Here is a 25,936-nt window from a genome sequence, read left to right as displayed (position 1 = left end):
CCGCGCTTCGCCCCATACAGGGGGAATCGGCCGCGCGCCTTGCTCCTGAGCCGGGGAATGCAGCAGCCGAAAACGGGGGGCAGGAACGGGTGCTACGGGTGAAGGATCAGGCGGCGAACGAAAAGGACGAACCCCGCTTCGGCCGGTTTGCGCGTAACATCCGCTCCAGCCATGACCAGGTGGCGCAGATTCTGGGTCATGAAATCCTCTCGGGCGTCATCGTCCCGGGCGAGAAACTCCCGCAGGAAGCCGAGATCCTCGCGCGCTTCGGCATTTCGCGCACGGTGCTGCGAGAGGTGTTCAAGACGCTGACCGCCAAGGGGCTGATCGTCTCCAAAACACGTGTCGGGACCACGGTGCTCGACAGCGCACACTGGAATTATTTCGACGCCGATATCCTCGCGTGGAAGGCCAGCCAGGGGTTCGACATGACCTTCCTGCGCGACCTCGCCGAGATCCGCGTCGCGATCGAATCCGCCGCGGCGCGCGCCGCCGCCGAACGCCGTACCGATGCAGATCTGGCCGAGATGCGCCATCACCTCGCCGGCATGCGCGACGCGACCGACAGCGCACGCGACTTTGCCGAGGCCGACCTCCAGTTCCACAAGGCGATCGGCAACGCGTCGGACAATGCGCTGATGCGCTCGCTCTCCGCGGTGATCGAGACCGCGCTGATGGCGTCGTTCCGGATGAGCTCGCCGGTCAACGAAGCCGAGGAGCACCAGACCAGCGTACGCGGCCATGGCCAGATCGTCGATGCGATCGAAGCGCGCGACGGCGAGCGCGCCGCCCGCGCCATGCGCGACATCATCGGGCATGGCGTCTCGCGAATCGAGAAGAGCACGACCCGGCGCCGCAAATAGGCATCGTTAGGAACACCGTTCCTTCGCCTTTTCCGAAGCGCTCTTCCGGCGATTCTTCGTTCGTCACCCCGGCCCTGTGCCGGGGTCCACCTGTCCCCGCTGACGGTCCTGAAGCGTCTAATGCTGTCCTCGTCTCCCCGTCACCCCGGCACATGGCGGGGCGACGGCTGGATGTGAAGGTGACGAATGACAATCGGAGCATCGATGCGTCGGCTTCGATCGGTTGCGCCCGAGTCATAATAATACTATTATATTTTCAATTCCCCGCGAATCCGAAAGAGTTCGAAAGGGGGCGAACGCCTAGGGAGGGATTGGATGACTGACGGCCCAATGACTGGCAGCCTGTCACGGCGACACTTCATGCACTGCGCCGCCTGCGCGACGACGGCTGCCGGAATGGGCGCCCTGCCCGCGAGCGCGCTGGCCGCTACCGAAGCTTCGGGAACCCTGAAGGGCAAGGAAGTGATGCACGAATTCGCCTATGGCAAGGTCAGGCTCACCGGCGGCCGCATCAAGCGCCAGTTCGACCATATCCACGCGCATTTCCTCGCGCTCGACAATGACCGCATCCTCAAGGTGTTCCGCCAGAATGCCGGCCTTCCCGCCCCCGGACCCGACATGGGCGGCTGGTACGACAAGGACGGCTTCGTCGCCGGGCTGACACTGGGCCAGTATATCTCCGGCCTTGCGCGCTATGGCGCGGCGACCGGGGATCAGGCCGCGCATGAGAAGGTCCGCCTGCTCGTCAGCGAATGGGGCAAGGCGATGGTCACCGCGACCAACCCCTATGCCGGCCCCAAGGCGCAGGCACAGTGGGCCGCCTATGTCATGGATAAATATGTCGTCGGCCTCGTCGATGCCTATCGCCTCAGCGGGGCCGAGCAGGCCAGGACGCTGCTGCCGATCATCATCGAGAAGTGCCGCCCGTACATCTCGCCAGTCTCGCGCGACCGCATCGGCAAGACCGAGCCGCCCTACGACGAGACCTATGTCATCTCCGAGAACCTGTTCCACGTCGCGGAGATCACCGGGGACCGGAAGTATCACGACATGGCAGTGCACTATCTCCTCAACAAGGAGTGGTTCGACCCGCTTGCCGCGGGCGAGGACGTGCTGCCGACCAAGCATGCCTACAGCCACACCATCGGTAATGCGTCTGGCGCGCAGGCCTTCCTCCATCTCGGCGACGAGAAGTACAAGAAGGCGCTGGTCAATGCGTGGAAGTTCATGGAGCCGCAGCGCTTCGCCTCGGGCGGCTGGGGCCCGGAGGAGCAGTTCGTCGTGCTCGGCCAGGGCAACCTCGCCAGGAGCCTCAAGACCTCGAAGGCACATTACGAGACGCCATGCGGCGCCTTCGCCGACCTGAAGCTTGCGCGCTACCTGATCCGCTTCACCGGCGAGGCGCAATATGGCGACGGACTCGAGCGCTCGCTCTACAATACGATGCTCGCGACACGCCTGCCCGACAGCGATGGCGGCTATCCCTATTATTCGGATTACGGCGCGCAGGGGCAGAAGCGCTACTACCATCAGAAATGGCCATGCTGCTCGGGCACGCTGGTTCAGGGCGTCGCCGACTATGTGCTCAACGCCTATTTCCACGACGACGACAGCCTGCTGGTCAACCTCTACACCCCGTCCGAAGTGACGTGGGACCGCCCCGGCGGCGCGGTGGAGGTCGTGCAGGAGACCGACTATCCGGTCGCCGACACAGTGAAGCTGCGCGTCCGTAAGGCCGGCAATGGCCGCTTCGCGCTCAAGCTGCGCATCCCGCACTGGACCAAAGGTGCGAAACTGCTGGTCAACGGCAAGGCGCAGGCGGCAACGCCGGGCCAACTCGCCACGGTCAGCCGCGTGTGGAAGGCGGGCGACATCGTCGAACTGAACATCCCGCAGCCGCTGCGTACGCTGGCGATCGATCCGGAGAACCCGAACCTGCAGGCGGTGATGCGCGGCGCGGTCATGTATGTCGGCCTCAACCCGTGGGAGGGGATCGATCAGGAGACGATTCCGCTTCCCGGCGCGCTCACACCGATGCCGGGTCATGCCGAATCCTATCGCGCAAAGGTCGGTCAGCGGAACCTGGTGTTCGTGCCTTACTATGCGGTCGATACCGAGCGCACGACGACCTATTTCAAGACCGCGTGATGACCCGCGTCACCGCCACCTATGAGATCGAGACCGCGTTCCCGCTGCAACAGGCGGCGGAAACGATGGCGGGCGAGCAGTCGACCGGCACCTTCGTGCGCGTGCCGGGCGAGACCGACGAACTGCGCGAGGCCCATGCCGCACGCGTCGAGCAACTGGTCGAGCTGGGCGAGGTCAAGAAGCCTTCGCTCCCCGGATCGGGCACGCCGAAAAACTGGGACGGAAGGCGGCGGCGAGCGCGGGTCGTGCTGTCGTGGCCGGTGTCGAACATGGGGTTGTCGCTTCCCAACCTGCTGGCGACGATCAACGGCAACCTCTCCGAGCTCAAGGCCTTCTCCGGCCTGCGGCTGATCGATGTGAGCCTGCCGCCCGAATTCCTGACCCGCTATCAGGGGCCGCAATTCGGCGTAGCAGGCACGCGGGAGCTGGCGGGCGTGCATGGCCGCCCGATCATCGGCACGATCATCAAGCCGAGCGTCGGCATGTCTCCGCAAGCCACTGCCGCACAGGTGAAGACGCTGGTCGACGCAGGGATCGATTTCATCAAGGACGACGAGCTGCAGGCCGATGGCCCGCATTGCCCGTTCGACGAACGCATCACAGCCGTCATGCGCGTGATCAACGACCATGCCGACAAGACCGGCAAGAAGGTGATGTTCGCCGCGAACCTGACCGGTGAGATCGACGAGATGCTCGCCCGCCACGATCATGTCGTGGCGCAAGGCGGCACCTGCATCATGGCGAGCATGAACTCAATCGGCCTGCCCGCCATGAGGATGCTGCGTGCGCATAGCAGGCTGCCGATCCACGGTCACCGCAATGGCTGGGGGATGCTCGGCCGCTCGCCCGCTCTCGGCATGAGCTATATCGCTTTCCAGAAGCTCTGGCGGCTCGCTGGCATCGACCACACGCACGTCAACGGCATCAACAACAAATTCTGCGAGAGCAACGAAAGCGTGATCGCGTCGGCGCGCGAATGCCTGACGCCGATGTTCCCGGCCCCGCACAAGGGCTGCGAGATCATGCCGGTCTTCTCCTCGGGCCAGTCGGCGAAACAGGCTGCGCCCACCTATGCGGCACTCGGTTCGGTCGACTGCATGTTCGCGGCGGGCGGCGGGATCATGGCGCATCCGGGCGGCCCGGCGGCGGGCGTTCGGGCATTGCAGCAGGCATGGGAAGCCGCGGTCGCGGGCGTGTCGGTTGAGCAGGCCGCACAGGACGCACCCGAACTGAAGGCGGCGCTCGGCGCATTCGGCGGCTGACTCCAAATGGCTGATATGCCCGCGCCGCTCTATGCCTTTATCGGAGACGATTTTACCGGATCGACCGACGTGCTCGAGCAGCTCGCCGAGGGCGGCGTATCCGCGGTGCTGTTCCTGCGCGCACCCGATGCGGCGTTGCGCGCGCGGTTTCCCGATGCCCGCGCGATCGGCATCGCCAGTGATGCGCGCAGCCGCTCTCCCGAATGGATGGACGCGCAGCTGCCCGCGATGTTCGCGGCGCTCAGCGATGCAGGGCTGATCCACTACAAGACCTGCTCGACCTTCGACAGCGCACCGCATGTCGGATCGATCGGGCGCGCGCTCGATATCGGCGTGCGGACGTTCGGCGGACCGGGGGCAATCGTCGTCGCGGCGCCGCATCTCGGCCGCTACGTCGCCTTCGCCAATCTGTTCGCGGCGGCAGGTACACTGGTCCATCGCATCGACCGCCACCCGACCATGTCGCGCCACCCGGTCACCCCGATGCACGAGGCGGATTTGATCCGCCACCTCGCTGCGCAGACGAATGCGAAGATCGGCCATGTCCCACTCGACCGCATCCAGTCCGGCGAGGCCGGAGCCGCGTTCGACGCGGCGCGCGACAATGACGCGCTGCTGTTCGACGGCACCAGCTTAGCCGATCTTGCCGCGACCGGGGCGGTCCTGCGTTCGCGTGGCGTGCGCTTCGCCGTGGGCAGTTCGGGCGTGACGCGCGCATTGGTGCCGGCGTGGCAGACTGAGGGAATCGTTACCGGCAAGCCCGCCGCTACCCGCGCCACCGAGGTGGATCGGCTGCTGGTGGTAAGTGGGAGCTGTTCCCCCGTCACCGCCCGCCAGATCGCGCGCAGCGCCGCCAACGGGTTCGTCGCAGCGCGCGCCGATGTGCCGGCGTTGCTCGAAGGATCATCCGCGGAAGAGGCACGTCTCGCTGATGCCGCGCTCTCCGCGCTGACGCAGGCCAACCGCGCGTTGATCGCCTCCGCCCAAGGGCCACTCGACACCGACGCGCCCGCTGCGGGCGAGAAATTGGGTCAGGCGCTTGGTCGCGTAACCCGCGACGTCGTGGGGCGCGCAAGTCTCAAGCGTGTGCTGTTCGCGGGCGGCGATACCTCGAGCCATGGCGTTGCCCAGCTCGGCATCGACGCCCTCGTCTGGGCCGCGCCCATCGAGCGCGGCGCACCGCTGGTCCGCGCCCATTCGACCGATCCCGCAATCGACGGACTAGAGCTGGTGCTCAAGGGCGGGCAGATGGGGGGCGAGGATTTCTTCGAAACCGTGCGCAAGGGCGGCTAAGGAGGCGCAGATCGCGGACGGAGAAGCGGAATGAATCGGTGCTGGGCATTGGGAACGGCTTTGGTGGCGCTGGCGACCATAAGCGTGACCCCAGGTCTGGCGCAGGACCGGGCGCCGCACACTCCGCCCGACCCCGAAGCGTTCCGCAACCCGCCGCCAGAAGTGCGCCCGCAAACGCTCTATTTCTGGATGAACGGCAACGTCACCAAGGAAGGGATCGACGCCGATCTTCAGGCGATGCGCGACATCGGGCTTGGCGGTGTGATGATGTTCGACGGCAGCAACGATGTACCCAAGGGGCCGGTCGACACTCTGAGCCCGCAATGGCTCGATCTGACGACGCATATGATGGGCAAGGCCGATCAACTCGGACTCAAGGTCGGACTGAACAATGCGCCGGGCTGGTCATCCTCGGGCGGACCGTGGATCGCGCCCGAACAGGCGATGCAGCAGATCGTATGGACCGAAAACCGCGTGACCGGCGACGGCGAAACGCCGGTCAGCCTCCAGCTGGCGCAGCCCTATACTAAGCACGGCTATTATCGCGACGCTGCGGCGATCGCCTTCCCCGCTTCGCCCGGCGACGAGACCGCGTATCGCGACGCGGTCGAGGCGATGGAGGCGGACATGTCGATCGTGCCCGCGACGCTGACTGACCGCGACCTGCACAGCGCAGTCGAGATCTCGCCCGCCGCCCCGTTGGTGGTGACGATGAAGGCCCCCTTCGCCGCGCAGGCGATCACGCTCTACGCGGCCAAAGACGCGCCGGCCTTCTCCGCGATGGTCGAAGCCTCGGCCGACGGCCTCACCTGGTCGCGCATCGGCAAGGTTGAGGTCGCTACCGAGCGCGGGATCGAATCACCTGGCACGCTGAACTTCCCAAGCGTCGAGGCATCGATGTTTCGCATCACGCCCTCCGTCAGGGTACAGCTCGCCGAGGCTTTGCTCTACGCGACCCCGCGGATCGACCATTGGGGCACCAAGGCCGGGCATGACCTCGCCATGGCGGAACCGGGCGCGAAGCCGCCGCTCGACCTTAAGGCGCGCTACGCGATCGATCCCGCGCAGGTGCTCGACATCAGTGCACAGGTCGATGCCGCTGGGACGCTCAACTGGACCCCGCCCGCAGGTGAATGGACCGTGTTGCGCTTCGGTCATACCCCGACCGGCAAGTTCAATGTCGCGGCATCGGACGCGGGGCGCGGGCTGGAGGTCGACAAGCTTAGCATCGCGGCGGTCGATCATCAATTCGAGCACACACTCGGCAAGGTGATAAAGGCCGCGGGGCCGCTGGCGGGCAAGGCGTTCGACATGGTCGGGATCGACAGCTTCGAAGCCGGGATGCAGAACTGGACGCCCACGCTTCCGGCAGATTTCCAGAAACGCAACGGCTATGCGATCACCTCTTACCTCCCCGCGCTGACCGGGCGGATCGTCGGCGATCTCGATACCTCCAACCGCTTCCTGTTCGATTTCCGTCGTACGCTCGCCGGGCTGATGGCGGATAATTATTATGGCCGGATGCAAGAGCGCGCTGCCGCTGCTGGCCTCAAGCTCCATGTCGAGGGCTATGGCCCCGGGGCGTTCGACGCACTGCAGGTGTCGGGTCGTGCAACGGTGCCGATGGCCGAATTCTGGTCGCGCACGCCATGGACCGATAATCGCACGGTCAGAATGGTCGCCTCCGCCGGGCACGTCTATGGCAAGAACTTGATCGCCGCCGAGGCATTCACCGGCGAGGCGCAGACCAGCCGCTGGCAGGACTATCCCTATGCGCTGAAGACACTGGGCGACCAGATGTTCGCGCAGGGGATCAATCAGTTTCTCTTCCATCGCTGGGCGCACCAGCCCGACCCCAGGGCACTGCCCGGCATGACGATGGGGCCATGGGGGATCAACCTCGAGTCTTCGAACACTTGGGTGCCCCAGGCCAAGCCGTGGATCGAGTATCTGTCACGCAGCCAGTACATGCTGCGGCAGGGCATCCCTGTCGCCGATGTGCTGTATTTCGTCGGCGAGGACAGCCCCAATCAGGCCGAATATGTCCGCCCGCAAGTGTCGCCCGATACACATCCGAAGATCGGCCTGTATTTCGATCCGCAGGTGCCCGCCGGATATCAATATGATCTGGTCAATGCCGAGGTACTACTGACCCGCGCCAGAGTCGCGAACGGACGGATCGTGCTGACTAACGGCGCGAGCTATCGCCTGCTCGTCATCCCCCAAGGCCTCGCCGGCATGACCCCGCAGCTCGCCGTCAAGGTACGCGCACTGGTCGAAGCGGGGATGGCGGTGCTGGGGCCGAAGCCGGCGCACCCGATGACGCTGGTGGGCAAAGCGGACAATGACGCCACGTTCCGCACCGCGGTCGACGCGGTGTGGGGCGACGGCAAGGCAGCCCGCAAGGTCGGCGCGGGGCGTGTGTTCACCAGTGGATCGGTCGGCGACGCACTGGCGGCGCTCAAGGTCGCGCCAGATACGGACTGCCGCACCGCGACGCCCGACGGACAGGTTGCGTGGCTGCACCGCAAGGCCGGCGCGACCCACATCTATTTCGTCGCCAACCGTCAGCGGCGGGCCGAACGCGTCACCTGTACCTTCCGCGTCGGCAGCGCCGCGCCGTCGCTATGGGACGCCGAGACCGGCAACGTCACCCGCGCGACATTGTTCAAGACCGAACGCGACTGGACCGAGGTGACGTTCGACCTGTCGCCCGCCGGATCGACCTTCGTCACGCTCGACTTCGCGGCAGGCGCGCGGCGGATCGATTGGGTGGCGAAGGACGGAGTACGCTTCGTCGATACGACCGCAACGCCCGCGCCAGCGGCCCCATCGAACAGCTTCACCGTCTCGCTCTGGGCCAAGCCTGACATCGACCTGCGCCTGATGCCCGACGAAAGCGTGGAGGGCCGGATCGACGAGACCGGCAAGCACTATCTGATCCCGGCGCGGTCGGGCCGCGACATCCATGGTGCCAAGACCGCAATCGCGGGCCTCGCGCTCGGCCGCAACGGCGCCTTCGTGATCGAGCGCGCCGCGGCCGACAGCGCACCCGCGGTGCTGGTGAGCCACACCCCGGTCGCAGGCTGGACCCATGTCGCGCTCGTCTATGACAAGGGCACACCCAAGCTGTACCTGTGCGGCAAGCACGTCCGCACCGGTAAGAAGAGCGGCCGTACGGTCTTCGCGGGCGGCAGCGATGTACCCATCGGAATCACCTACTTCTTCGAGGGTAATTTCACCCCAGCCCGCACCGAAGCGCGCGTCCTGTCCCCGCAGGAAATCGCCGCCGAAGCCGCCGCCGGACCACCCGCGCCGCGGCTCGCGTCCGCTCCTGCCGAAGTGTCACGCGACCGCTATGGCGATCTGCAGGCGCTGGTATGGGAAAGCGGGATCTACTCCACCAGCGACGGCGGCAAGTTCAAGGCTGAAGTGCCCGAGCCGATCGCCGTGACGGGGTCATGGGAGGTCGCCTTTCAGCCCGGCCGCGGCGCGCCGGCGCGAATCACTCTGCCCGGCCTCCATTCCCTGAGCCGCCATGCCGATGCCGGCGTGCGCCATTTCTCCGGCACCGCGACCTATACCCGCACGATCGACATCCCCGAGGATGCGATCCGCAAGGGCCGCCGCATCTTCCTCGATCTCGGTCGGGTCGAGGTGCTGGCGGGGGTTAAGGTCAACGGCAAGGATCTCGGCGTCACCTGGAAGGAGCCCTACCATGTCGACATCACCGATGCGGTGAAGCCGGGAAGCAACGCGATCGAGATCGCGGTGACCAATCTCTGGGCCAACCGCATGATCGCCGACGCTGCGCTACCCGAGGAGGGTGAGTTCGGCGCGGGCGACTGGCCGATCGGCCAGCGTGTCGCAGCAAACGGCAAGAAGAGCGACGTGATGGCGCGCCGGATCATTGCGCTGCCCGACTGGTACAAGGACGGTAAGGCTAAGCCCGCAGGCGGACGCGTCACCTTCACCCCCTGGACCCTCTACCAGCCGAACGAGCCGCTGCTCGATTCCGGGCTGCTCGGTCCGGTGCGGGTGGTGTTCGCCGATAGGGTGAAAGTCGAGTAGCGCGCCCTCACCGCGCCGCGCGCTGGAGCACCACGACACCTTCCACCGGCAGCACCACGCTTGACGTCGTGCCCCCGCCCAGAAGGTTCGTCATCGGCTCGGGCAACACCACGGTCTGCGCCGTCCGGCCATGGTTGATCAGGATGACGATCCGCCGCCCCGCCCCCTCGCGCGTCATCAGTTCGACATCGGTCGGCACCGCAAAGTCGCGCGCCACCCCCGCATCCTTCAGCGCATCATCGATCAGCGTCTTCATCACCGCGTCGTCGACCAGTGCCCCCACATAGGTGATGCGGCCCTTGCCGACATTTCGGCTGATCACCGCGGGCTTGCCGTCGAGCCAACCATTCGCCTTGCCGTAGCGCAATAGCACCTGCGTATCCGGTCCCGATGTAGACAAGTCCTCGGCCCAGATCGTCGCCTTGCCGCTTCCGACCTCAATCGCCTCGTCGAGCGCATAATATTGCTCGACACGCCCGCCGAGCAGTTCTGCGAGCGGGCCGGGCTGGCGCTGCGGCTCCAGCCGGTTGAATTCGTCCTTCATCCCCGAACGGGGCCCAAGGATCAGATGCCCGCCGCCATGGACATAGTCGGCCAGCCGCTTCGCCGTCACCGCGCTGATGACGTTGAGGCTCGGCGCGACGACCAGTCTGTAGCCGGCGAGCGGCGCCACCTCCGCCTCGACGATATCGACCGCGCCGCGCGCGTCCTTCAATGGCCGGTAATAGTCGAGCAGCACCTCGATCTGGTCATAGTCACGATGGTGCGGCTGGAAATCGACGGCCCAGCGGCTGGGATAATCCTGCAGGATCGCAACCGGAGACACCGGATGCGTGCCGGCGATCAACGGTGCCGCCTTCGCCATCTCGCGCCCGATCTGCGCGACCTCGGCATAGATTGGCAGGGGCTCGCCATCCTGGCCGATCAGCGATCCGTGCATCGTTTCCTGACCGTTGCGGGCGTTGCGCCACTGCCAGTAGAGGATCCCGTCCGAGCCGTGGCCGATCGCCTGCCACGCCATGCGCCGGGTCTCGCCGGGATGGAGCATGTTGCTGACCCCGGCCCAGTTCACATAGCCGGGCTGAATCTCCATCACCCAGAAGTTCTTGCGCTTCCACCCGCGCACCAGATCGTGGGTCGCACCGTTGCGATCGGGCTTCAAATGCCCCGAACCGACGTAGTTGTCCCACGAGGTGAAATCGAGATCGCGATTGGCAGCGTAGCGATCGAAACGGTTGGCCCAGCCGAGCCCGCCGAAATTGACCGTGACGAACTGCGACGGCGCAACCTGCGCGCGGATCGCGTCGCGCTGGTTGCGGTGAAACGCCACCCATTGCGACGTGATAAAGCGCTTCACCTCGAGCATCCAGCCGGGATTAGCCTTGTCGCTGCTCAACGGGACCTGCTCCCACGCGTTATAGGTCTGCGACCAATATTGCGTGGTCCACACGTCGTTGACCTTGTCGAGCGTGCCGTAGCGCGCCTTGAGCCACGCCACCCATGCCGCCTTGGCCTCGGCATCGTAGCTCTCGTCGCTCGGTTCGTTGCCGATCTGCCAGCCGATGACGTTGGGCTCCTTGCCCAGCGCTTTCGCCATGCGCGTCACGATCTCACGGCAAAAGTCGCGATAGCGGCGCGACGAGATCGAGAAATGCCGCCGCATCCCGTGCGCCACCGGCGTCCCGTCACTGCGGATCTGGACGACGTCGGGATATTTGCTGGTCAGCCACGCCGGCGGCGTATCGCTCGGCGTACCGACCACGACCTTGATGTCGTATTTCGCCGCGAGCCGCACCGCACGGACCAGCCAGTCCATGTCGTACTTGCCTTCCTCCGGTTCCATCCGGCTCCAGGCATATTCGCCGATCCGCACGACATTGGCGCCATGCGCCTTCATCAACCTGAGGTCTTCTTCCCAGCGATCCTCGGGCCATTGCTCGGGATACCAGGCCGAACCGAGCCATAGTCGCTCGAACTGCTGCTGCCCGGCCGGCGCATCGGTCTGGGCAGCGGCGGGAAGCACCGGCAAAGCGGCAGCAAGCAACGCCGCCGCCAACACCCGCATCATGCCGTCGCCGCCTTCTGATCGAAGCCCCTCGAACTGTCGATCAGCGCGAACAGGCCCGCCGCAATCAGCACCATGAGCGCAACGCCCTGTACCGGCAGATCATAGCTGCCGGTGCCAGCGATGATGTACCCGGTCGCGACGACGCCGACGAAGCCGCCGAGATTGCCGAGCATGTTCATGAAGCCGGTCGCGGTGCCGCCGAAGCGCCCGCCGATCGACATGCACATCGCCCAGGCAGACGGCAGCATCAGGTCCATCACGGCAAAGCTCGTGGCGGCGAGGATGACGACCATGATCTTGTCGTGCGTCAGGCTCATCGCCAGCAGCAGCAGCGCGGTGACGGCGAGGCAAATGCCGGTGATCAGGCGATAGGCGAGCTTGTACCCGATCCGTGCGCCCAGCCGGTCGCTCAGCACGCCGCCGATCAGGTTGCTGACGATGCCGAGCAGGAACGGGATCGCGGCGTAAAAGGCCATCTCGCTCTGGCTGAAGCCGCGGCCGTTGACGAGCCATTGCGAGAACCAGCCGAAATAGAACCAGCTGCCAAAGGCGTAGAAGAAATAGGCGATACCGATCAGCCAGAGCTGCGGCAGGCCAAGCAGCCTGCGCCACGGCGTGCCCGAATGGCCCGGCCCTTCGTCTTCACCGATTTCCGCGATTTCCTCTGCGGTGATACCCGGCTGGTCGGCAGGGCGGTCGTGGTACCAGCGCCACCACAGGATCGCCCAGAGGAAGCCGACCAGGCCGAGGATGACGAACACCATCTGCCAGCCGAGATGGGTGTTGAGCGGCACCAGCAGCAGCGGCGCCAATGCCCCGCCCAGCCGGCTCGCCGCCCAGATCACACCCTGCCCGCGCGCCCGCTCGCGCTTGGGAAACCAGCGATAGAGCACGCCCGACATGTTGGGGTAGGCACCCGCCGCGCCGAGGCCGAACATGAAACGCGCCACCGCCAGCTGCCAGAAATTATGGCACGCCGCGGTAATCGCGGTGAAGAACGACCACCAGATTGTGATCCGGGTCAGTTCCTTGCGATAGCCAAATCGGTCGCCAATCGCGCCCGATGGCACCTCGAATACGGCATAGGCAAAGGTATAGGCGCCCAGTACCCAGCCCCATTGCGCGGGGGTGATGCCCAGATCCTTCTGGATCGCCGGGCCGGTGACCGCGATCGCCATCCGGTCAATAAAGGTGATGACCGACAGCGCGGCCAGCAGGCCAAGCACGCCATGCCGCTTCTTCACTTGCCAAGGCCCTTCAGAACTTCGGCTGCACGCAGCATGCCGAGCTCGGGGCTGGACAGCACCGGCGCCTTGACCGCGCCCTCGGGCAGGCTTGCGACGACGCGCGCCATCGACGCCTGCGCCAGCACGATCGCATCGACATCCGCCAGCGCGGTCGTCAGCGCCTCACCGACGATGCGATCGTGCGTCGCGCCGTCGCCGGCCATCACCGCGTCGAACGCGCCCTCGCAGAGATGCGGGACGAGCTCGATCTCCTTGCCCTGCTCGGCGGCGACGCGGCGGACGAGATCGGCGGTGGGATCGAGCGTAGTGGAAAGCGTCGCGACCACGCCGATCCGCCTGGCACTCGCTACCGCCTGTTCGGCCATCGCGCGATCGACGCGCAGCACGGGCTGATCGTACAGCTCCGCCGCCATCTCCACCGCGCGTCCGATCGACGAGCAGGTGACCATCGCGACATCGCATCCGGCGTCGAAGGTCGATCCAACCAGCCGGATCACCTGCCGCATCGTCGATTTCTGCAAATGCCCCGCCGCGATCGTGTTCTTGATCGTGCTTTCGTCGACGAAGTGCAGGATGCGGACATCGGGCATCACCCGCGCCGCGATCTCGTTGAACACCCCCGCCAGCATCGGCGAATTATGGACGAGGCCCAGCGTCGGCATCGGCAATCCTCTCTCTATCTTGTGTATTCGTGCGTGCCCGGTCCCGCTTCGAAGCGGGTCAGGCCATCATCCTCGCGTGGTTTCGGCACGCCGCGCCAGCTGGTGCCGGGCAGTTCGACCTCGGCAATGGTGTTGGCGGGAACGGTCAGCGCGAAGCGATCAAGGCCATCGGCAGCGCCGCCGGTCTCGGTTGCGATCAACCCCACCGGGGACTCGAACCGAGCTTCGACACGCCCGACTTGCGGCAACCACACCGGCCGCACCGCGATCCGGCGGAAGCCCGGCGCTGCGGGGGCGATCCCGGCCAGCCGCCGGTAGAAGAAGCCGACCACCGCACCGAAGGCATAATGGTTGTAGCTGTTCATGCTGAGATCGCCGGTGTCGCCGTTCCAGCGTTCCCACACCGTGGTCCCGCCCTGCTCCGGCATATAGCCCCAGCTGGGGTAACCGGTCTGCAACAGCAGGCCGGAAACCTCCTCCCACAATCCGGCATCGGCCAGCACGTCGAGCAGGTATGGCGTACCGAGGAAGCCGGTCGACAGCTTCATCCCCCGCCCGCGGATTTCATTGGCGAGCACCCGCGCCGCCGCCGCGCGCCGATCCTGCGGCACCAGCCCGAAGGCGAGCGAAAGGACCTGACTGGTCTGGCTGCCATTGCCGCACACGCCGTCCGCGCCGACGAACTCGGCAGCATAGGCATCGCGGATCGCTTCGTGCAGCGCGCGATAGCGGACCGCATCGGCGTCACGCCCGGTCGCGGCAGCCATCTCCGCCATCAGCTCGGCCGACCACGCCCAGTATGCGGTGGCGCACAGGATGCGCGGCGTGGTCTCGTCATCGGGCTTGATCGCATCGACCGACAGCCAGTCGCCCAGGTCGAGACCGCGGTCGTTGCGCCAGACATGATCGGGGTTGGTGCGCGCGACATAGGCCATCCAGCCCTGCATCGCGTCCCAGTTCTCGTCGATCACCGCGGTGTCGCCGTAACGCTGCCACAGCTGCCAGGGCAGGATGATTCCCGCCTCGCTCCATCCTGCGGTCACCACATCGGGGAACGACAAGGGCTGCGGCACCACGATCGGATAGGCGCCGTCGTCGCGTTGCGCCGCGCGCGCCTCGAGCAGGAAGCGGCGGATGAAGGGATCGACCTCCATGTTGAACGCGGCGGCGTCGAGGAACACCTGGATGTCGCCCATCCAGCCCATGCGCTCGTCGCGTTGCGGGCAATCGGTCGGCACGGCGAAGAAGTTCGACCGCTGGCTCCACAACGCATTGCTCCAGATTTGCTGGAGCAACGGCGCGTCGGGGAAGGTCATCTGGCCCACTTCGCGGCACGCGCTGTGGATGATCACGCCTTCGATATCATCGGCGGTCGGCGTGCCCGGATATCCCGCGACCTCGACATAGCGGAAGCCGTGATAGGTGAAATGCGGTTCGAAGACTTCGGGCGCGCCGGTGCCCGCAAGGGTGAAGCTGTCGGTCGCCTTGGCGAGCCGCAAATTGGCGAGGTCCGCCGTCCCATCCGCATTGAGCAACTCGGCGAACTTGGCGGTGATCGTCGTCCCCGCCGGACCGGTGGCGCGAATGCGAAGCCAGCCGGAGAAATTCTGACCGAAGTCGAACACGAAGCGTCCCGGCATCGGCTCGCTGACCGAGACCGCGCGGCACACGCCGTTGCGCTCAAGCAGCGGCGAGGTCTGCGCGACCAGTTTAGCTACGGGCGCAGCACCGATCTTCACGACGCTCCAGCTCGATGCGTCGAACCCAGGCAATGCCCAGCCCGGCACGATTCTGCCCGCATCGAAAATCTCGCCGTCATAGATTTCGGACTTCAGGATCGGCGAGGTCGCGATCTTCCAGTCCTGGCCGGTCGTCACCCAGTCGTGTGTGCCGTCTTCATAGTCGATCCGCAGCATCGCGCGGAACCGGCGCGGCGCCGGGCCGAAGCCATAGCGCTCGATCCGCCAGCCGAACGGCGAGGCGTAGAAGCCATCGCCCACGACCGCACCCAGCGCATTCTCCCCCGGTGCGATCAGCGCGGTGACATCATGGGTCTGGTAGAGAATGTGGCTCTTCGCCACGGTGATCTCGGGCGCGAGGATCGCCTCGCTCACCTTCTGCCCGTTGATCCGCGCGTCATAGGCGCCGAGCGCGGTGGCGTAGAGCCGCGCGGCAACCACCGGCTTGAAAATTTCGAAGCCCGTGCGCAACAGCATCGCCGGCTCGCTCGGCCGCGGATCGCCCTGCGCCCAGCTGGTGCTCGGCACCACCGATGCCCAGCCGCTCGTATCGAAACCGGTGTCAGTCCAAGTTTCGGATGCATCGGGCATCACACGGAAGGCGCTGCCGGTGATCCGCTCGACACTGCCGTCCGCGCGATGCAGCCGGATCAGCGCGGCGAAGGCGCCGCCATCGACCGGAAAAAAGCCGGTCGTATCCGCCTCGACCAGTGCGCAGACGCTGTTGCGACCGGGCCTGACATCACCCTCATAGGGCGCGAGCGTGCCCCAGAAGGGGAGATAGGTGTCCCAGTCGAAATGCCAGTCGAGCGGCGACTTGATGCCGTTGATCCACACGCCCCGCAGATGGTCCTTGCCCGCGATCAGGACTTCGGCGCGGACCAGATCGGCGGGTGCGTCGAAGTCGATGCGGAAGGCATGCGGGCGCGCGTCGAGCGAGACATCGCCCCACACCCAGCTGACCCCGGCAGCACGATCGGCGGCGGCACTCTCATCCTCCGCCTCGATCCACTCGCCGCGCCAGTCGTCGGGCGTGAGCAACCCGGCTTCGAACCACGCCGGGTCGGAAGTGACGCCATCGGCTTCGACGGCCCACCACACGCGCTGCGTCGCCGCCAGCGCCGGTCCGCCATAGGGGATGTCGAACGTCGCATCGCTCGCGACGTCGCCGCTGTCCCAGAGCAGCTCGCCGTCGGCCAGCGCCGTCAGGCTCGCCGCGGCGCGGATGCGGTAGCTTGTCTGCTTCTCCGCATCCTCGATCCGCCACGACAGGCGCGGGTGCGCGACCTGTGTCCCCAGCAGATCGACGGTATATTCGGCGCGAAGATCGGTGACGCGCATCACAGGTCCAGTCCAAGGCGATAGATGCGATTGGCGTTGCCCCCGAACAGCGCCGCGCGCTCGTCCGCGGAGAAATCGGCGGTGATCGCGTCATAGGCGTCGAAATGCTGGTCGAAGCTGCCGAAGAGCTTGTCGGTCGGGAAGTTGCTCGCGAACATCGTGCGATCGGCACCGAACAGCTCGATCGTCTCACGCACATAGCCGCGCGCCTGATCGACGCTCCATGGCCGCCAGGTGAAGCCCATGCCGGAAATCTTGACCGCGACATTGGGCAACGCCGCAAACGCCGCCATGCCGCGTCGCCATGTTTCCCAGCCGTCCGCGTCGCCGGGGATCGCCATGCCGGTGTGGTTGAGGATCACCTGCATATCGGGGTGCTTCGCGATCAGCGCCGCCAGATGCGCGAACTGGCCGGGATATGCCTGAAGGTCGAAACTGAGATCGAACTTCCGCAGAAGTCCGAAGCCACGCATCCATGCGCTGGTGGTGGTGACATCGGCGGGCGAATAGCTGCGCGCCGGATCGGGATGCCAGTTGATGATGTGGCGGATGCCGCAGACATTGGCGTGCTCGACATGCGCGGCGAGCAGCGTCTCGACCTGCGGATCGTCGAGCGCGGCGAAGGCGACGATGCCGCTCGGCATGCCGCGTGTGTCCGCCATGGCCTGAAGCCATTGCGTTTCCTTGAGCGCGTCCGCCGGCTCCGCCCCAGCATCGATATGCACGATCCCGCGCACGTCCCATTGGCCGGCATCGGCGAGATAGGCGTCGAGCGGGTAGTCCACCGCGATCGGCTCGACGCTCCCATTGGGATTGTCGGTGTCGAACGGACCGGTCAGCCAGGGATAGCGGATATGGCCGAGGTCCCAGAGGTGGACGTGCGGATCGACGAGGGGCGGACGGCTGCTCATGTCAGTAGGTCGCGCGCCCGCCCGAGGTGTCGAACACCGCGCCGGTCGAGAAGCTCGCCTCTTCGCTCGCGAGGAAGCAGATCATCGCCGCATTCTCGTCGACCGTGCCGAAGCGTCCCATCGGGATCTTCGAGAGCATGAAGTCGATATGCGCCTGAGTCATCTGGTCGAAGATCGCGGTCTTCACCGCCGCCGGGGTCACCGCGTTGACGGTGATATTGTCCCTGGCCAGCTCCTTGCCGAGGCTCTTGGTCAGGCCGATCACCCCCGCCTTCGACGTCGAATAGGCGGACGCGTTGGGATTGCCTTCCTTGCCCGCAACCGACGCGATGTTGACGATGCGGCCATAGCCGTTCGCCTTCATGTGCGGGATCACCGCCTTGTCGCAGAAAAAGGTGCCGTTGAGGTTGATCGCGATCACCTGCTGCCACGCGTCGGACGGATAGGTCTCGAGCGTGGTGTTCGGCCCCGTGATCCCCGCCGAGACGACGAGGATGTCGAGCCGGCCGAGCTTCGCGGCGACGTCCGCCGCCGCCGCGATCACCTGCGCCTCATCCGACTGGTCGACCTTCGCTGTGTGTGCGGCGAAGTCGCAGCTTGCCAGCGCCTCGTCCGAAATGTCCCACACGCTGACCTGTGCGCCCTCGGCCGCCATCCGCTCGGCAGCGGCACGACCGATGCCCGCGGCGCCCCCCGTGATGACGGCGACACGGCCTTCAAAGCGCCCGCTCACTTGGCTTCCCATGCGACGAAGTCCTGACGCTGCTCGCCCAGCTTCTCGATGCCCAGCTCAACGACGTCGCCGGCCTTCAGATACCAGGGCTCGGGCTTCTGGCCGAGGCCGACGCCCGGCGGGGTACCGGTGGTGATGACGTCGCCCGGCAGCAGGGTCATGATCTGAGACACGTACGACACGATCTGTGCGACAGTGAAGATCATCGTCTTCGTATTACCGTCCTGCACCTTCCTGCCGTTGACCGACAGCCACATCGACAGGTTCTGCGGATCACCCACCTCGTCGGCGGTGACCATCCACGGGCCGATCGGGCCAAAGGTCGGGAAGCCCTTGCCCTTGTCCCAGGTCATGCCGCGTTCGGCCTGCCAGTGGCGCTCGGACACGTCGTTGACCACGCAATAGCCCGCGACGTGGCTGAGCGCGTCGGCCTCCGACACGTTGTGCGCGGCGGTGCCGATCACGATGCCGAGTTCGACTTCCCAGTCGGTCTTCTTCGAATCCTTGGGGATCGTCACCGGATCGTTCGGACCCTGAATGCAGCTCACCCATTTGTTGAACACCACCGGCTCTTCGGGGATCGGCAGGTTCGATTCGGCGGCATGATCCGCATAATTGAGGCCGATCGCGACGAACTGGCGCGTACCCGCGACGCACGGGCCGTAGCGCACCTCGCCCTCGACCAGCTTGAGCGTCGTGGGATCGACACCCGCGAGGTTTGCCAGCGTTTCCTTCGACAGCGTCTGCGCGTCGATATCGGCGACATAGTTGGACAGGTCGCGGATGCGGCCATCGGCGTCGATCAGGCCGGGCTTCTCGGCGCCGGGGGCGCCATAACGGCAGAGCTTCATGGGTCTTCCTTCAGTCTTGCGATTCAGTCGTTGGGATAGGGGCGATGCAGCGCGATGTCGCGGTTGAGCTCGACGCCGAAGCCCGGCTTGTCGAGTTCGCTCGCGCGGATCTTACCGTTCACCGGCACCGGCTCGCCCAGCAGCTGCGGCGCGAACATCGGTACCACCTCGGTCGGCCCGGGATGCATCATCAGGAACTCGGCGAAGGGCGAGTTGTGGCGCGTCACCACGAAGTGATAGCTGTAGACCGACGATCCGTGCGGGACCATCAGCACGCCCTTCTTGTCGGCGTCGTCGGCGATCTTGATCAGCTCGGTCACACCGCCGCACCAGCCGACATCGGGCTGAATAATGTCGCAGCACTCCATCTCGAGCAGCATCCTGAAGCCCCAGCGAGTCGATTCATGCTCGCCGGTCGTGACCAGAAGGCCGTCGGGCGCGTTCTTCTTGAGCTGCGCATAGCCCCAATAATCGTCGGGCGAGAGCGCTTCCTCGATCCATTTCAGGCCGCACTCGGTCCACGCGCGTTGGGCGAGGCTGGTGGCGTAGTCGATGTCGAGCGCCATCCAGCAATCGTACATCAGCCAGAAATCGTCGCCGCATTTCGCGCGCATGTCGGCGAGCAGCGCGATGTTCTTCTCCATCCCCTCCTCGCCCTCGGCCGGGCCGTGATGGAGCGGCAGCTTGCCGCCAATAAAGCCCATTTCCTTCGCCAGATCGGGCCGCGCGCCGGTGGCGTAGAACTGCATCTCGTCGCGCACCGCGCCGCCAAGCAGGTGATAGACCGGCTCCTGACGCAGCTTGCCGATCAGGTCCCAGATCGCGAGGTCGACGCCCGAGATCGCGTTCACCACCAGCCCCTTGCGCCCATAATATTGGGTCGAGAAGTACATCTGGTCCCAGATCGTCTCATAGTCCGACGGGTCGCGCCCGATCAGGAAGCGCGAGAGGTGTTTCTCGACGATGAAACAGGCGGGTTCGCCGCCGGTCGTGACGGCGAAGCCGATCGTGCCGTCCTCGGCCTCCAGCTCGACCACCAGCGTGCCGAGCACGTTGATGCCGAAGCTCTGGCGGCTCTGGCGGTATTCCGGATATTTCGACATCGGCGTCGCGATATGATCGTCGATCCAGTGGCCCGCGCCCTGATCGTGATAGTCGGCGCCACCGCCGCGCACCGTGTAGGCGCGGACATATTTGATCTTCGGAAGACCCACGAATTTCCCTTTGGTCATCGTGCGGCACCATCCAGCACCAGCACCCAGTCATTGCCCGCCGCGGTCTCGCCCGGCGGATCGAAAATTTGCGCGCCGCGATTGGCGAATTCGCCTGCGGGCGTGAACTTGCCGTCGCGCGGCGAATACCATTGCGCCTTGACCCGGCTTCCGGCGATCGCGCCGAGCTTCAGCGTGAAGGGGCGGCCGGTATAGGTGTAAGCGAAGGCATAGGATCTACCGCGGCTTGCCAGCACGCGATCGTAGCGCACGCCATTGTCGGCGATCAGCGCCTGATCGGGCACGCGCTCCAGCATCGGACGCGATTCGATCAGCGTGCGCAGGTGGTGCATCTGGTCAGCGCCCGGGGCGCCCGGCGCGGCAAGCGACGTGTCCCAGCGTTGATTGGGTTCGAAATTGGCATCCTTTGAGCCCGCCACGAACATCTGCATGACGTGGTTCTCGCCATAGGTGTGGCCGAACGCCCCTGCCATCACGCCCCACCAGGCATAGCGTCGCACATCCGCTGCCTGCCAGCGCGGCTGGTTCGGCTCGTGCAGGCCGTGGGGGATATTCTCGTAGCTCGGCTCGCCGTCGATCGTCGGCTTGGGCGGAACGCGAGCAAGGTCCTGCTCGACATAGCGCCAATTGTCCTCGCCGATCGCGTTCGCGCCTTCCTGCGCGTAGCTGCGGTGGCCGGACTGGAACATGTTGAAGTCCAGCCACGGCGCCTGATGCCATTGCCAAGACGAGGTCGTTCGCCCGATCGGATGGAACGTCATCAGCTGCCTGGGAGCAATCGCCTTGATCGTCGTACCGAGCTTGTCCCACACCGCGGCGCGCATCTCCGACCGCGTGTCGCCGCCATTGAGCCAGATCACGTTGGAAGCCTTGCCGTAGCGCTCCGCCATGAAACGGCCGTAGCTTTCGACGTTCTTCTCGTTGAGCTGCCGCTCCATCGCGAGGTCGCCCCAGGCCGGCACCATCGCGACATAGATGCCATGCGCCGCGGCGCGCTCGACCACCCAGTCGAGATGATCCCAATAGTCATATTCGCCCGCCTTCGCCGGGTCCTTGCCCGGCGTGGTGCGCGGCCGCCCCGGATCGCCGTCGACCAAAGCGGGCGCGTCGTAGCGGTTGGTCATCTTGTTGGTGTGCAACACCATCACCTGCACCACGTTGAAGCCCTGCCGCTGGCGCGTGGCGAGATAGTGCTCGGTCTCTTCACGGTTCAACCGGCTCAGCAGCAGCCACGCGGTATCGCCGAGCCAGAAGAACGGCTTGCCGCCTGCTTCCAGATAGCGGTGATTGGCCGAGATGCTGAGCGGCGGCGTCTGCGCGGCAGCGGGAGCCGCCAGCAGCGCCGCGATTCCGGCCAACAGAAATCTCGAAGCCATTCAAACTCTCCCTGGCTCAGCGCTGCAAAGATGGCGAACATCGTCCACGCGCGAGCTCGTTGCCCGGTCTATTTTAAATATAATAGTATTATTTGGTCAAGCGTTTCGATGCGCTAAAATCGCCGGCGCGGGACCGCCGGTCGCCCAGTCGAGCAGTTCGATCGTGTGGACGACGGGGGTTTCGCCGAACCGGGCGATCTGCATCGCGCAGCCAACGTTTCCAGTCGCAATCACATCGGCCTGCAACCGCGAGAGATTGGCCGCCTTTCGCGCGCCGAGCTGGCCCGCGATCTCTGGCTGAAGGATGTTGTAGGTGCCCGCCGACCCGCAGCACAAATGCGCCTCGGCCGGCGTACGCACGGTGTAGCCCGCGGCGGCGAGCAAGCGCTTCGGGGCGTCGGTTACCTTTTGCCCATGCTGGAGCGAGCAGGCGGCGTGATAGGCGACGGTCAGGCCGCGGCCGTCGCCCGGCGGAAGCTCGATTTGGGCGAGCATCTCCGAGATATCCTTCGCCAGCGCCGAGACCTGTGCCGCCTTGCCGGCATAGACGGGGTCGTTCCGCAGCATGAAGCCATAGTCCTTGATCGTCGTGCCGCAGCCTGAGGCGGTCACCACGATCGCCGCCAGCCCGCCCCCATCGATCTCGCGCATCCACGCATCGACATTGCGCCGCGCCGCATCGAGCCCATCGGCCTCGCGACCCATATGATGGACCAGCGCACCGCAGCAGCCCTCACCCGAAGCGAACACCACGTCGTATCCGGCGCGGTTGAGCAGGCGGATCGCGGCGCCGCGATATTCGGGCTTGAGCACCGGTTCGGCGCAGCCCTGAAGCAGGGCGATGCGGCCTTTGGCGCCCGGCACGGTCGCGTTCTCGGCTGACACTCGAGCAGGCACCTGCTCCGGCGCCATTGCCAGCATCGCCGCGAGTGGCTTCACCCCGGCGATCAGCGGTGCGAACGGGCGCCCGAGCTTCGCCAGCGTCAGCGCCGCACGGAACCGCCCCGGATAGGGCAGCACCGCCGCGAGCAGCCGCCGCACCGCGCGCTCATGCCAGGGTCGCCGGTAATTCTGCTGGATGTACGCCCGCGCATGATCGACCAGGTGCATATAGTTCACGCCCGAGGGGCAGGTGGTCATGCACGACAGGCAGGACAGGCAGCGGTCGATATGCTTGACCGCCTCCGGCCCCGGCTTGCGCTGGTTCTCCAGCATGTCCTTGATCAGGTAGATGCGCCCGCGCGGGCTATCGAGCTCGTCGCCGAGCAACACATAGGTCGGGCAGGTCGCGGTGCAGAAGCCGCAATGCACGCATTTGCGGATCACACCTTCGGACGACGCCATTGCCGGGTCGGCGAGCTGATCGGGGGTAAAGCGGGTCTGCATCGCTAGAAACGCCCGGTCTCGAACACGCCATCGGGATCGAAGGCGCGGCGCACCCGTTCCTCGATACCGGCGAGCGCGGCGGGTTGCGGGTGCAACGCCGGAACGACGCTGCGCATCGCTTCGCTGGCGCGAATCAGCGTCGCGTGGCCACCCGCTGCCGCTGCCGCCGTGCGGATCACCCCCGGGTCGGCATCGCTCGCAAGCCAGATCAGGCCACCGGCCCAGTCGAACAGCCATTCGGCATCGGGCAGCGCGGCGATCGCACCGGGCGCCTTTCCTGGCGCGACGATCAGTCGCCAGAGCGGCAGCGCCCCCGATAGCGGCGAAGCGTCGCGCACCGCCAGCCAGAGCGCGTCGGCGTCCTCGACCGCTTCGAATTCGGGCAGCATCGCCGCGCGTGCCGCAACCGATTCAGCGAAGCCGTCGAGCCGCAGCGCAGTGACCGCCCCACCCTGCCAGTCGGGCAGATGCGCCGCCGCGGTTACTTCCGCCGCCGACCCCATCGCGCGCGCCATCGCCGTCACGGCTCCGGCCGCATCCAGTCCGCGCAGGCCGAGCGTCAGTCGCGTGCGCGGGGCAGGCAGGACCTTGAGCGTGACTTCGGTCAATGCGGCAAGCCGCCCCCAGCTGCCCGCCATCAGCTTGGGCAGGTCGTAGCCGGTGACGTTCTTGACCACTTTCGCACCCGCGACGAAGCGTTCGCCGCGACCGGACACCGCGGTGAAGCCAAGGAGGTGATCGCGCGCGCCGCCGCGCGACAGCCGCGCGGGCCCCGCCACGCCCGCCGCGATCACGCCGCCGATCGTCGCGCCACCATCATTGCCGAGCATCGCGCCGTGATCGAATGGGTCGAAGGCGAGCATCTGCTCTTCGCTTGCGACCAAAATCTCGATCTCGGCGAGCGGGGTTCCCGCGCCCACGGTCAGCACCAGCTCGGGCGGGTCGTAATCGATCACGCCCGCGAAGCCGCACATGTCGACGATTTGCGCGTCGCACGGCGCGCCGATCGCGTCCTTGGTGCCGCCGCCACGCAGGCGGAGCTTGGTGCCGGCGGCCTGGGCCTCGGCGACGAGTGCGCAGAGGTCATCGGCGGTGGTGGGACGAGTCGTCATTGCCCCACACCTTCGTCACCCCGGCCTTGTGCCGGGGCCCACCGTGCGGCGATGGCGGTGGCTCGAAACGGCGCGCAGAAAGCGCGGTGAAGTGGACCCCGGCACAATGCCGGGGTGACGGTTGGGGTTGGGTTGAGGGCGGCGACCATCAGAAGCGCGGGAGTTCGGGGAATGGGACCTGCCCGCGATGGACGTGCATCTTCCCCAGTTCCGCACAGCGGTGCAGCTCCGGGAACATCTTGCCGGGGTTGAGCAGCAGCTCAGGGTCGAACGCGCATTTGACGCGCTGCTGCTGGGCAAGGTCCGCCTTGGAGAACATCGTATACATGAGGTCGCGCTTCTCGACCCCGACGCCGTGCTCGCCGGTCAGCACGCCGCCGACCTCGACGCAGAGCCTGAGGATATCCGCGCCGAACGCCTCGGCCCGTTCGAGCTGACCGGGCTGGTTGGCATCATACATGATGAGGGGATGGAGATTGCCGTCCCCGGCGTGAAAGACGTTGATGACGCCAAGGCCATATTGCGCCGACATCGCCTTCATCCGCGTCAGCACCTCAGGCAGGCGGCGGCGCGGGATGGTGCCGTCCATGCAATAATAGTCAGGTGAGAGCCGCCCCGCCGCCGGGAACGCCGCCTTGCGCCCGGCCCAGAAGGCGATGCGCTCGGATTCATCGGCTGAGGCGCGGACCGACACCGCGCCATTGGCGCGGGCGACGCGCTCGACCTCGCCCCCCAGATGACCGCATTCGGCCTCCGGGCCGTCCAGCTCGACGATCAGCAATGCGTCGACATCGAGCGGATAGCCGACCTGGACAAAGGCTTCGGCCGCGTGGACGGCAGCGCGGTCCATCATTTCCATGCCGGCGGGGATGATCCCGGCGGCGATCACCTCCGCGACGCACTGGCCCGCGCTCTCGACGCTGGGAAAGCCGATCAGCAGCGCCTTCGCGGTCTGCGGGCGAGGCAGGATGCGCACGGTGACTTCGGTGACGACGCCGAGCAGCCCTTCCGAGCCGACGATCACGCCGAGAAGGTCGAGCCCCGCCGGCTCGAGCCCGCGCCCGCCGAGGCGCACGACCTCGCCCTCGATCGTCACCAACTCAACGCCCAGCACATTGTTCGTGGTGAGGCCGTATTTGAGGCAATGCACCCCGCCCGAATTCTCGGCGACATTGCCGCCGATCGTGCAGGCGATCTGGCTCGACGGATCGGGAGCGTAGTAAAAGCCCATGTCTTCCACTGCTCGCGTAATGGCGAGGTTGGTGACACCGGGCTGCACCACCGCGACGCGATCGGCATAGTCGATATCGAGCACGCGATTGAACTTCGCCATGCCGAGCAGGATGCCGTCGGCGAGGGGCAGCGCGCCGCCGGACAGCGAGGTGCCAGCGCCACGCGGCACGACCTTCACCTGGTTGGCGTGGCACCAACGCAGCACCGCCGCGACCTGCTCGACCGTCTCGGGCAACACCACCAGCAGCGGGATCTGCGCATAGGCGGTAAGCGCGTCGGACTCGTAGGGCCGCAGCGCCTCGATCTCGTCGATCACGCCTTCGCCGGGGACGATCCTGCGCATCGCCGCCACGATCTCCGCCCGCCGCGCCAGCGTCGCGGGATTGGGCGGAGGCATGACGAGCGACA

At 66.1% G+C, this 25,936-nt stretch carries 17 protein-coding genes; 5 read left to right on the top strand and 12 right to left on the bottom strand.

What is annotated here, in order from left to right; genetic code table 11:
• Nucleotides 1-98: 98 nt before the first annotated feature.
• From AC07NK_RS04480 to AC07NK_RS04460, 5 genes are all read left to right on the top strand, one after another.
• Nucleotides 99-863 carry a FadR/GntR family transcriptional regulator gene (locus tag AC07NK_RS04480; RefSeq protein ID WP_495169355.1) on the top strand — a complete coding sequence of 255 codons (765 nt, stop codon included), beginning with the start codon at nt 99-101 and terminating at the stop codon, nt 861-863.
• Between the two features lie 315 nt (nt 864-1,178).
• Nucleotides 1,179-3,011: a beta-L-arabinofuranosidase domain-containing protein gene (locus AC07NK_RS04475; RefSeq protein ID WP_495169354.1), complete on the top strand. Its 1,833-nt coding sequence runs from the start codon at nt 1,179-1,181 to the stop codon at nt 3,009-3,011.
• On the top strand, nt 3,011-4,273 hold the full coding sequence (locus AC07NK_RS04470) for a ribulose-bisphosphate carboxylase large subunit family protein (protein WP_495169353.1): 1,263 nt from the start codon (nt 3,011-3,013) through the stop codon (nt 4,271-4,273). Before AC07NK_RS04475 ends, AC07NK_RS04470 begins: the two co-directional genes overlap by 1 nt.
• 6 nt (nt 4,274-4,279) lie before the next feature.
• Nucleotides 4,280-5,566, top strand: a complete 1,287-nt coding sequence (locus tag AC07NK_RS04465) for a four-carbon acid sugar kinase family protein (protein WP_495169352.1) — start codon at nt 4,280-4,282, stop codon at nt 5,564-5,566.
• 30 nt (nt 5,567-5,596) lie between these two features.
• Nucleotides 5,597-9,637, top strand: coding sequence for a glycosyl hydrolase (locus AC07NK_RS04460; protein ID WP_495169351.1), 4,041 nt, complete (start codon nt 5,597-5,599; stop codon nt 9,635-9,637).
• Between the two features lie 7 nt (nt 9,638-9,644).
• Here AC07NK_RS04460 and AC07NK_RS04455 read toward each other — a convergent pair whose 3' ends face one another.
• The 12 genes from AC07NK_RS04455 to AC07NK_RS04400 all read right to left on the bottom strand — a co-directional run bounded on the left by AC07NK_RS04455 (nt 9,645) and on the right by AC07NK_RS04400 (nt 25,925).
• Nucleotides 9,645-11,705 (bottom strand): beta-galactosidase, encoded by a 2,061-nt coding sequence (locus AC07NK_RS04455; protein WP_495169350.1) that lies wholly within the window; start codon nt 11,703-11,705, stop codon nt 9,645-9,647.
• Complete coding sequence (locus AC07NK_RS04450; RefSeq protein WP_495169349.1) at nt 11,702-12,949, bottom strand: MFS transporter; 1,248 nt, start codon at nt 12,947-12,949, stop codon at nt 11,702-11,704. The genes AC07NK_RS04455 and AC07NK_RS04450 overlap by 4 nt, the downstream gene beginning before the upstream one ends.
• Complete coding sequence (locus AC07NK_RS04445) at nt 12,946-13,614, bottom strand: aspartate/glutamate racemase family protein (RefSeq protein WP_495169348.1); 669 nt, start codon at nt 13,612-13,614, stop codon at nt 12,946-12,948. Before AC07NK_RS04445 ends, AC07NK_RS04450 begins: the two co-directional genes overlap by 4 nt.
• A 14-nt stretch (nt 13,615-13,628) precedes the next feature.
• A complete protein-coding gene (locus AC07NK_RS04440) occupies nt 13,629-16,694 on the bottom strand; it encodes an alpha-L-rhamnosidase (RefSeq protein ID WP_495169347.1) in 3,066 nt (1,021 codons plus the stop codon).
• The gene (locus AC07NK_RS04435) at nt 16,694-17,605 is read right to left on the bottom strand and encodes an amidohydrolase family protein (protein ID WP_495169346.1); all 912 of its coding nucleotides are present in this window, start codon (nt 17,603-17,605) and stop codon (nt 16,694-16,696) included. The genes AC07NK_RS04440 and AC07NK_RS04435 overlap by 1 nt, the downstream gene beginning before the upstream one ends.
• Nucleotide 17,606: 1 nt before the next feature.
• Nucleotides 17,607-18,350 (bottom strand): SDR family NAD(P)-dependent oxidoreductase, encoded by a 744-nt coding sequence (locus tag AC07NK_RS04430; RefSeq protein WP_495169345.1) that lies wholly within the window; start codon nt 18,348-18,350, stop codon nt 17,607-17,609.
• Nucleotides 18,335-19,189 carry a fumarylacetoacetate hydrolase family protein gene (locus AC07NK_RS04425; protein ID WP_495169344.1) on the bottom strand — a complete coding sequence of 285 codons (855 nt, stop codon included), beginning with the start codon at nt 19,187-19,189 and terminating at the stop codon, nt 18,335-18,337. The genes AC07NK_RS04430 and AC07NK_RS04425 overlap by 16 nt, the downstream gene beginning before the upstream one ends.
• A gap of 23 nt (nt 19,190-19,212) precedes the next feature.
• Nucleotides 19,213-20,421 carry an L-rhamnonate dehydratase gene (rhmD, locus tag AC07NK_RS04420; RefSeq protein WP_495169343.1) on the bottom strand — a complete coding sequence of 403 codons (1,209 nt, stop codon included), beginning with the start codon at nt 20,419-20,421 and terminating at the stop codon, nt 19,213-19,215.
• Complete coding sequence (locus AC07NK_RS04415; RefSeq protein WP_495169342.1) at nt 20,418-21,797, bottom strand: glycoside hydrolase family 140 protein; 1,380 nt, start codon at nt 21,795-21,797, stop codon at nt 20,418-20,420. The genes rhmD and AC07NK_RS04415 overlap by 4 nt, the downstream gene beginning before the upstream one ends.
• A 96-nt stretch (nt 21,798-21,893) precedes the next feature.
• Entirely contained in the window at nt 21,894-23,183 is a 1,290-nt protein-coding gene (glcF, locus tag AC07NK_RS04410; RefSeq protein ID WP_495169341.1) for a glycolate oxidase subunit GlcF, read from the bottom strand.
• Between the two features lie 2 nt (nt 23,184-23,185).
• On the bottom strand, nt 23,186-24,295 hold the full coding sequence (gene glcE / locus AC07NK_RS04405; protein ID WP_495169340.1) for a glycolate oxidase subunit GlcE: 1,110 nt from the start codon (nt 24,293-24,295) through the stop codon (nt 23,186-23,188).
• Nucleotides 24,296-24,443: 148 nt separating this feature from the next.
• Nucleotides 24,444-25,925 (bottom strand): FAD-linked oxidase C-terminal domain-containing protein, encoded by a 1,482-nt coding sequence (locus AC07NK_RS04400; protein WP_495169339.1) that lies wholly within the window; start codon nt 25,923-25,925, stop codon nt 24,444-24,446.
• Nucleotides 25,926-25,936: the final 11 nt, after the last annotated feature.

The organism is Sphingomonas sp. GW821-FHT09B04, assembly GCF_059418285.1.
Note: the sequence above shows the minus strand (reverse complement) of the source record. Positions and strands in the feature narration are given on the sequence as shown.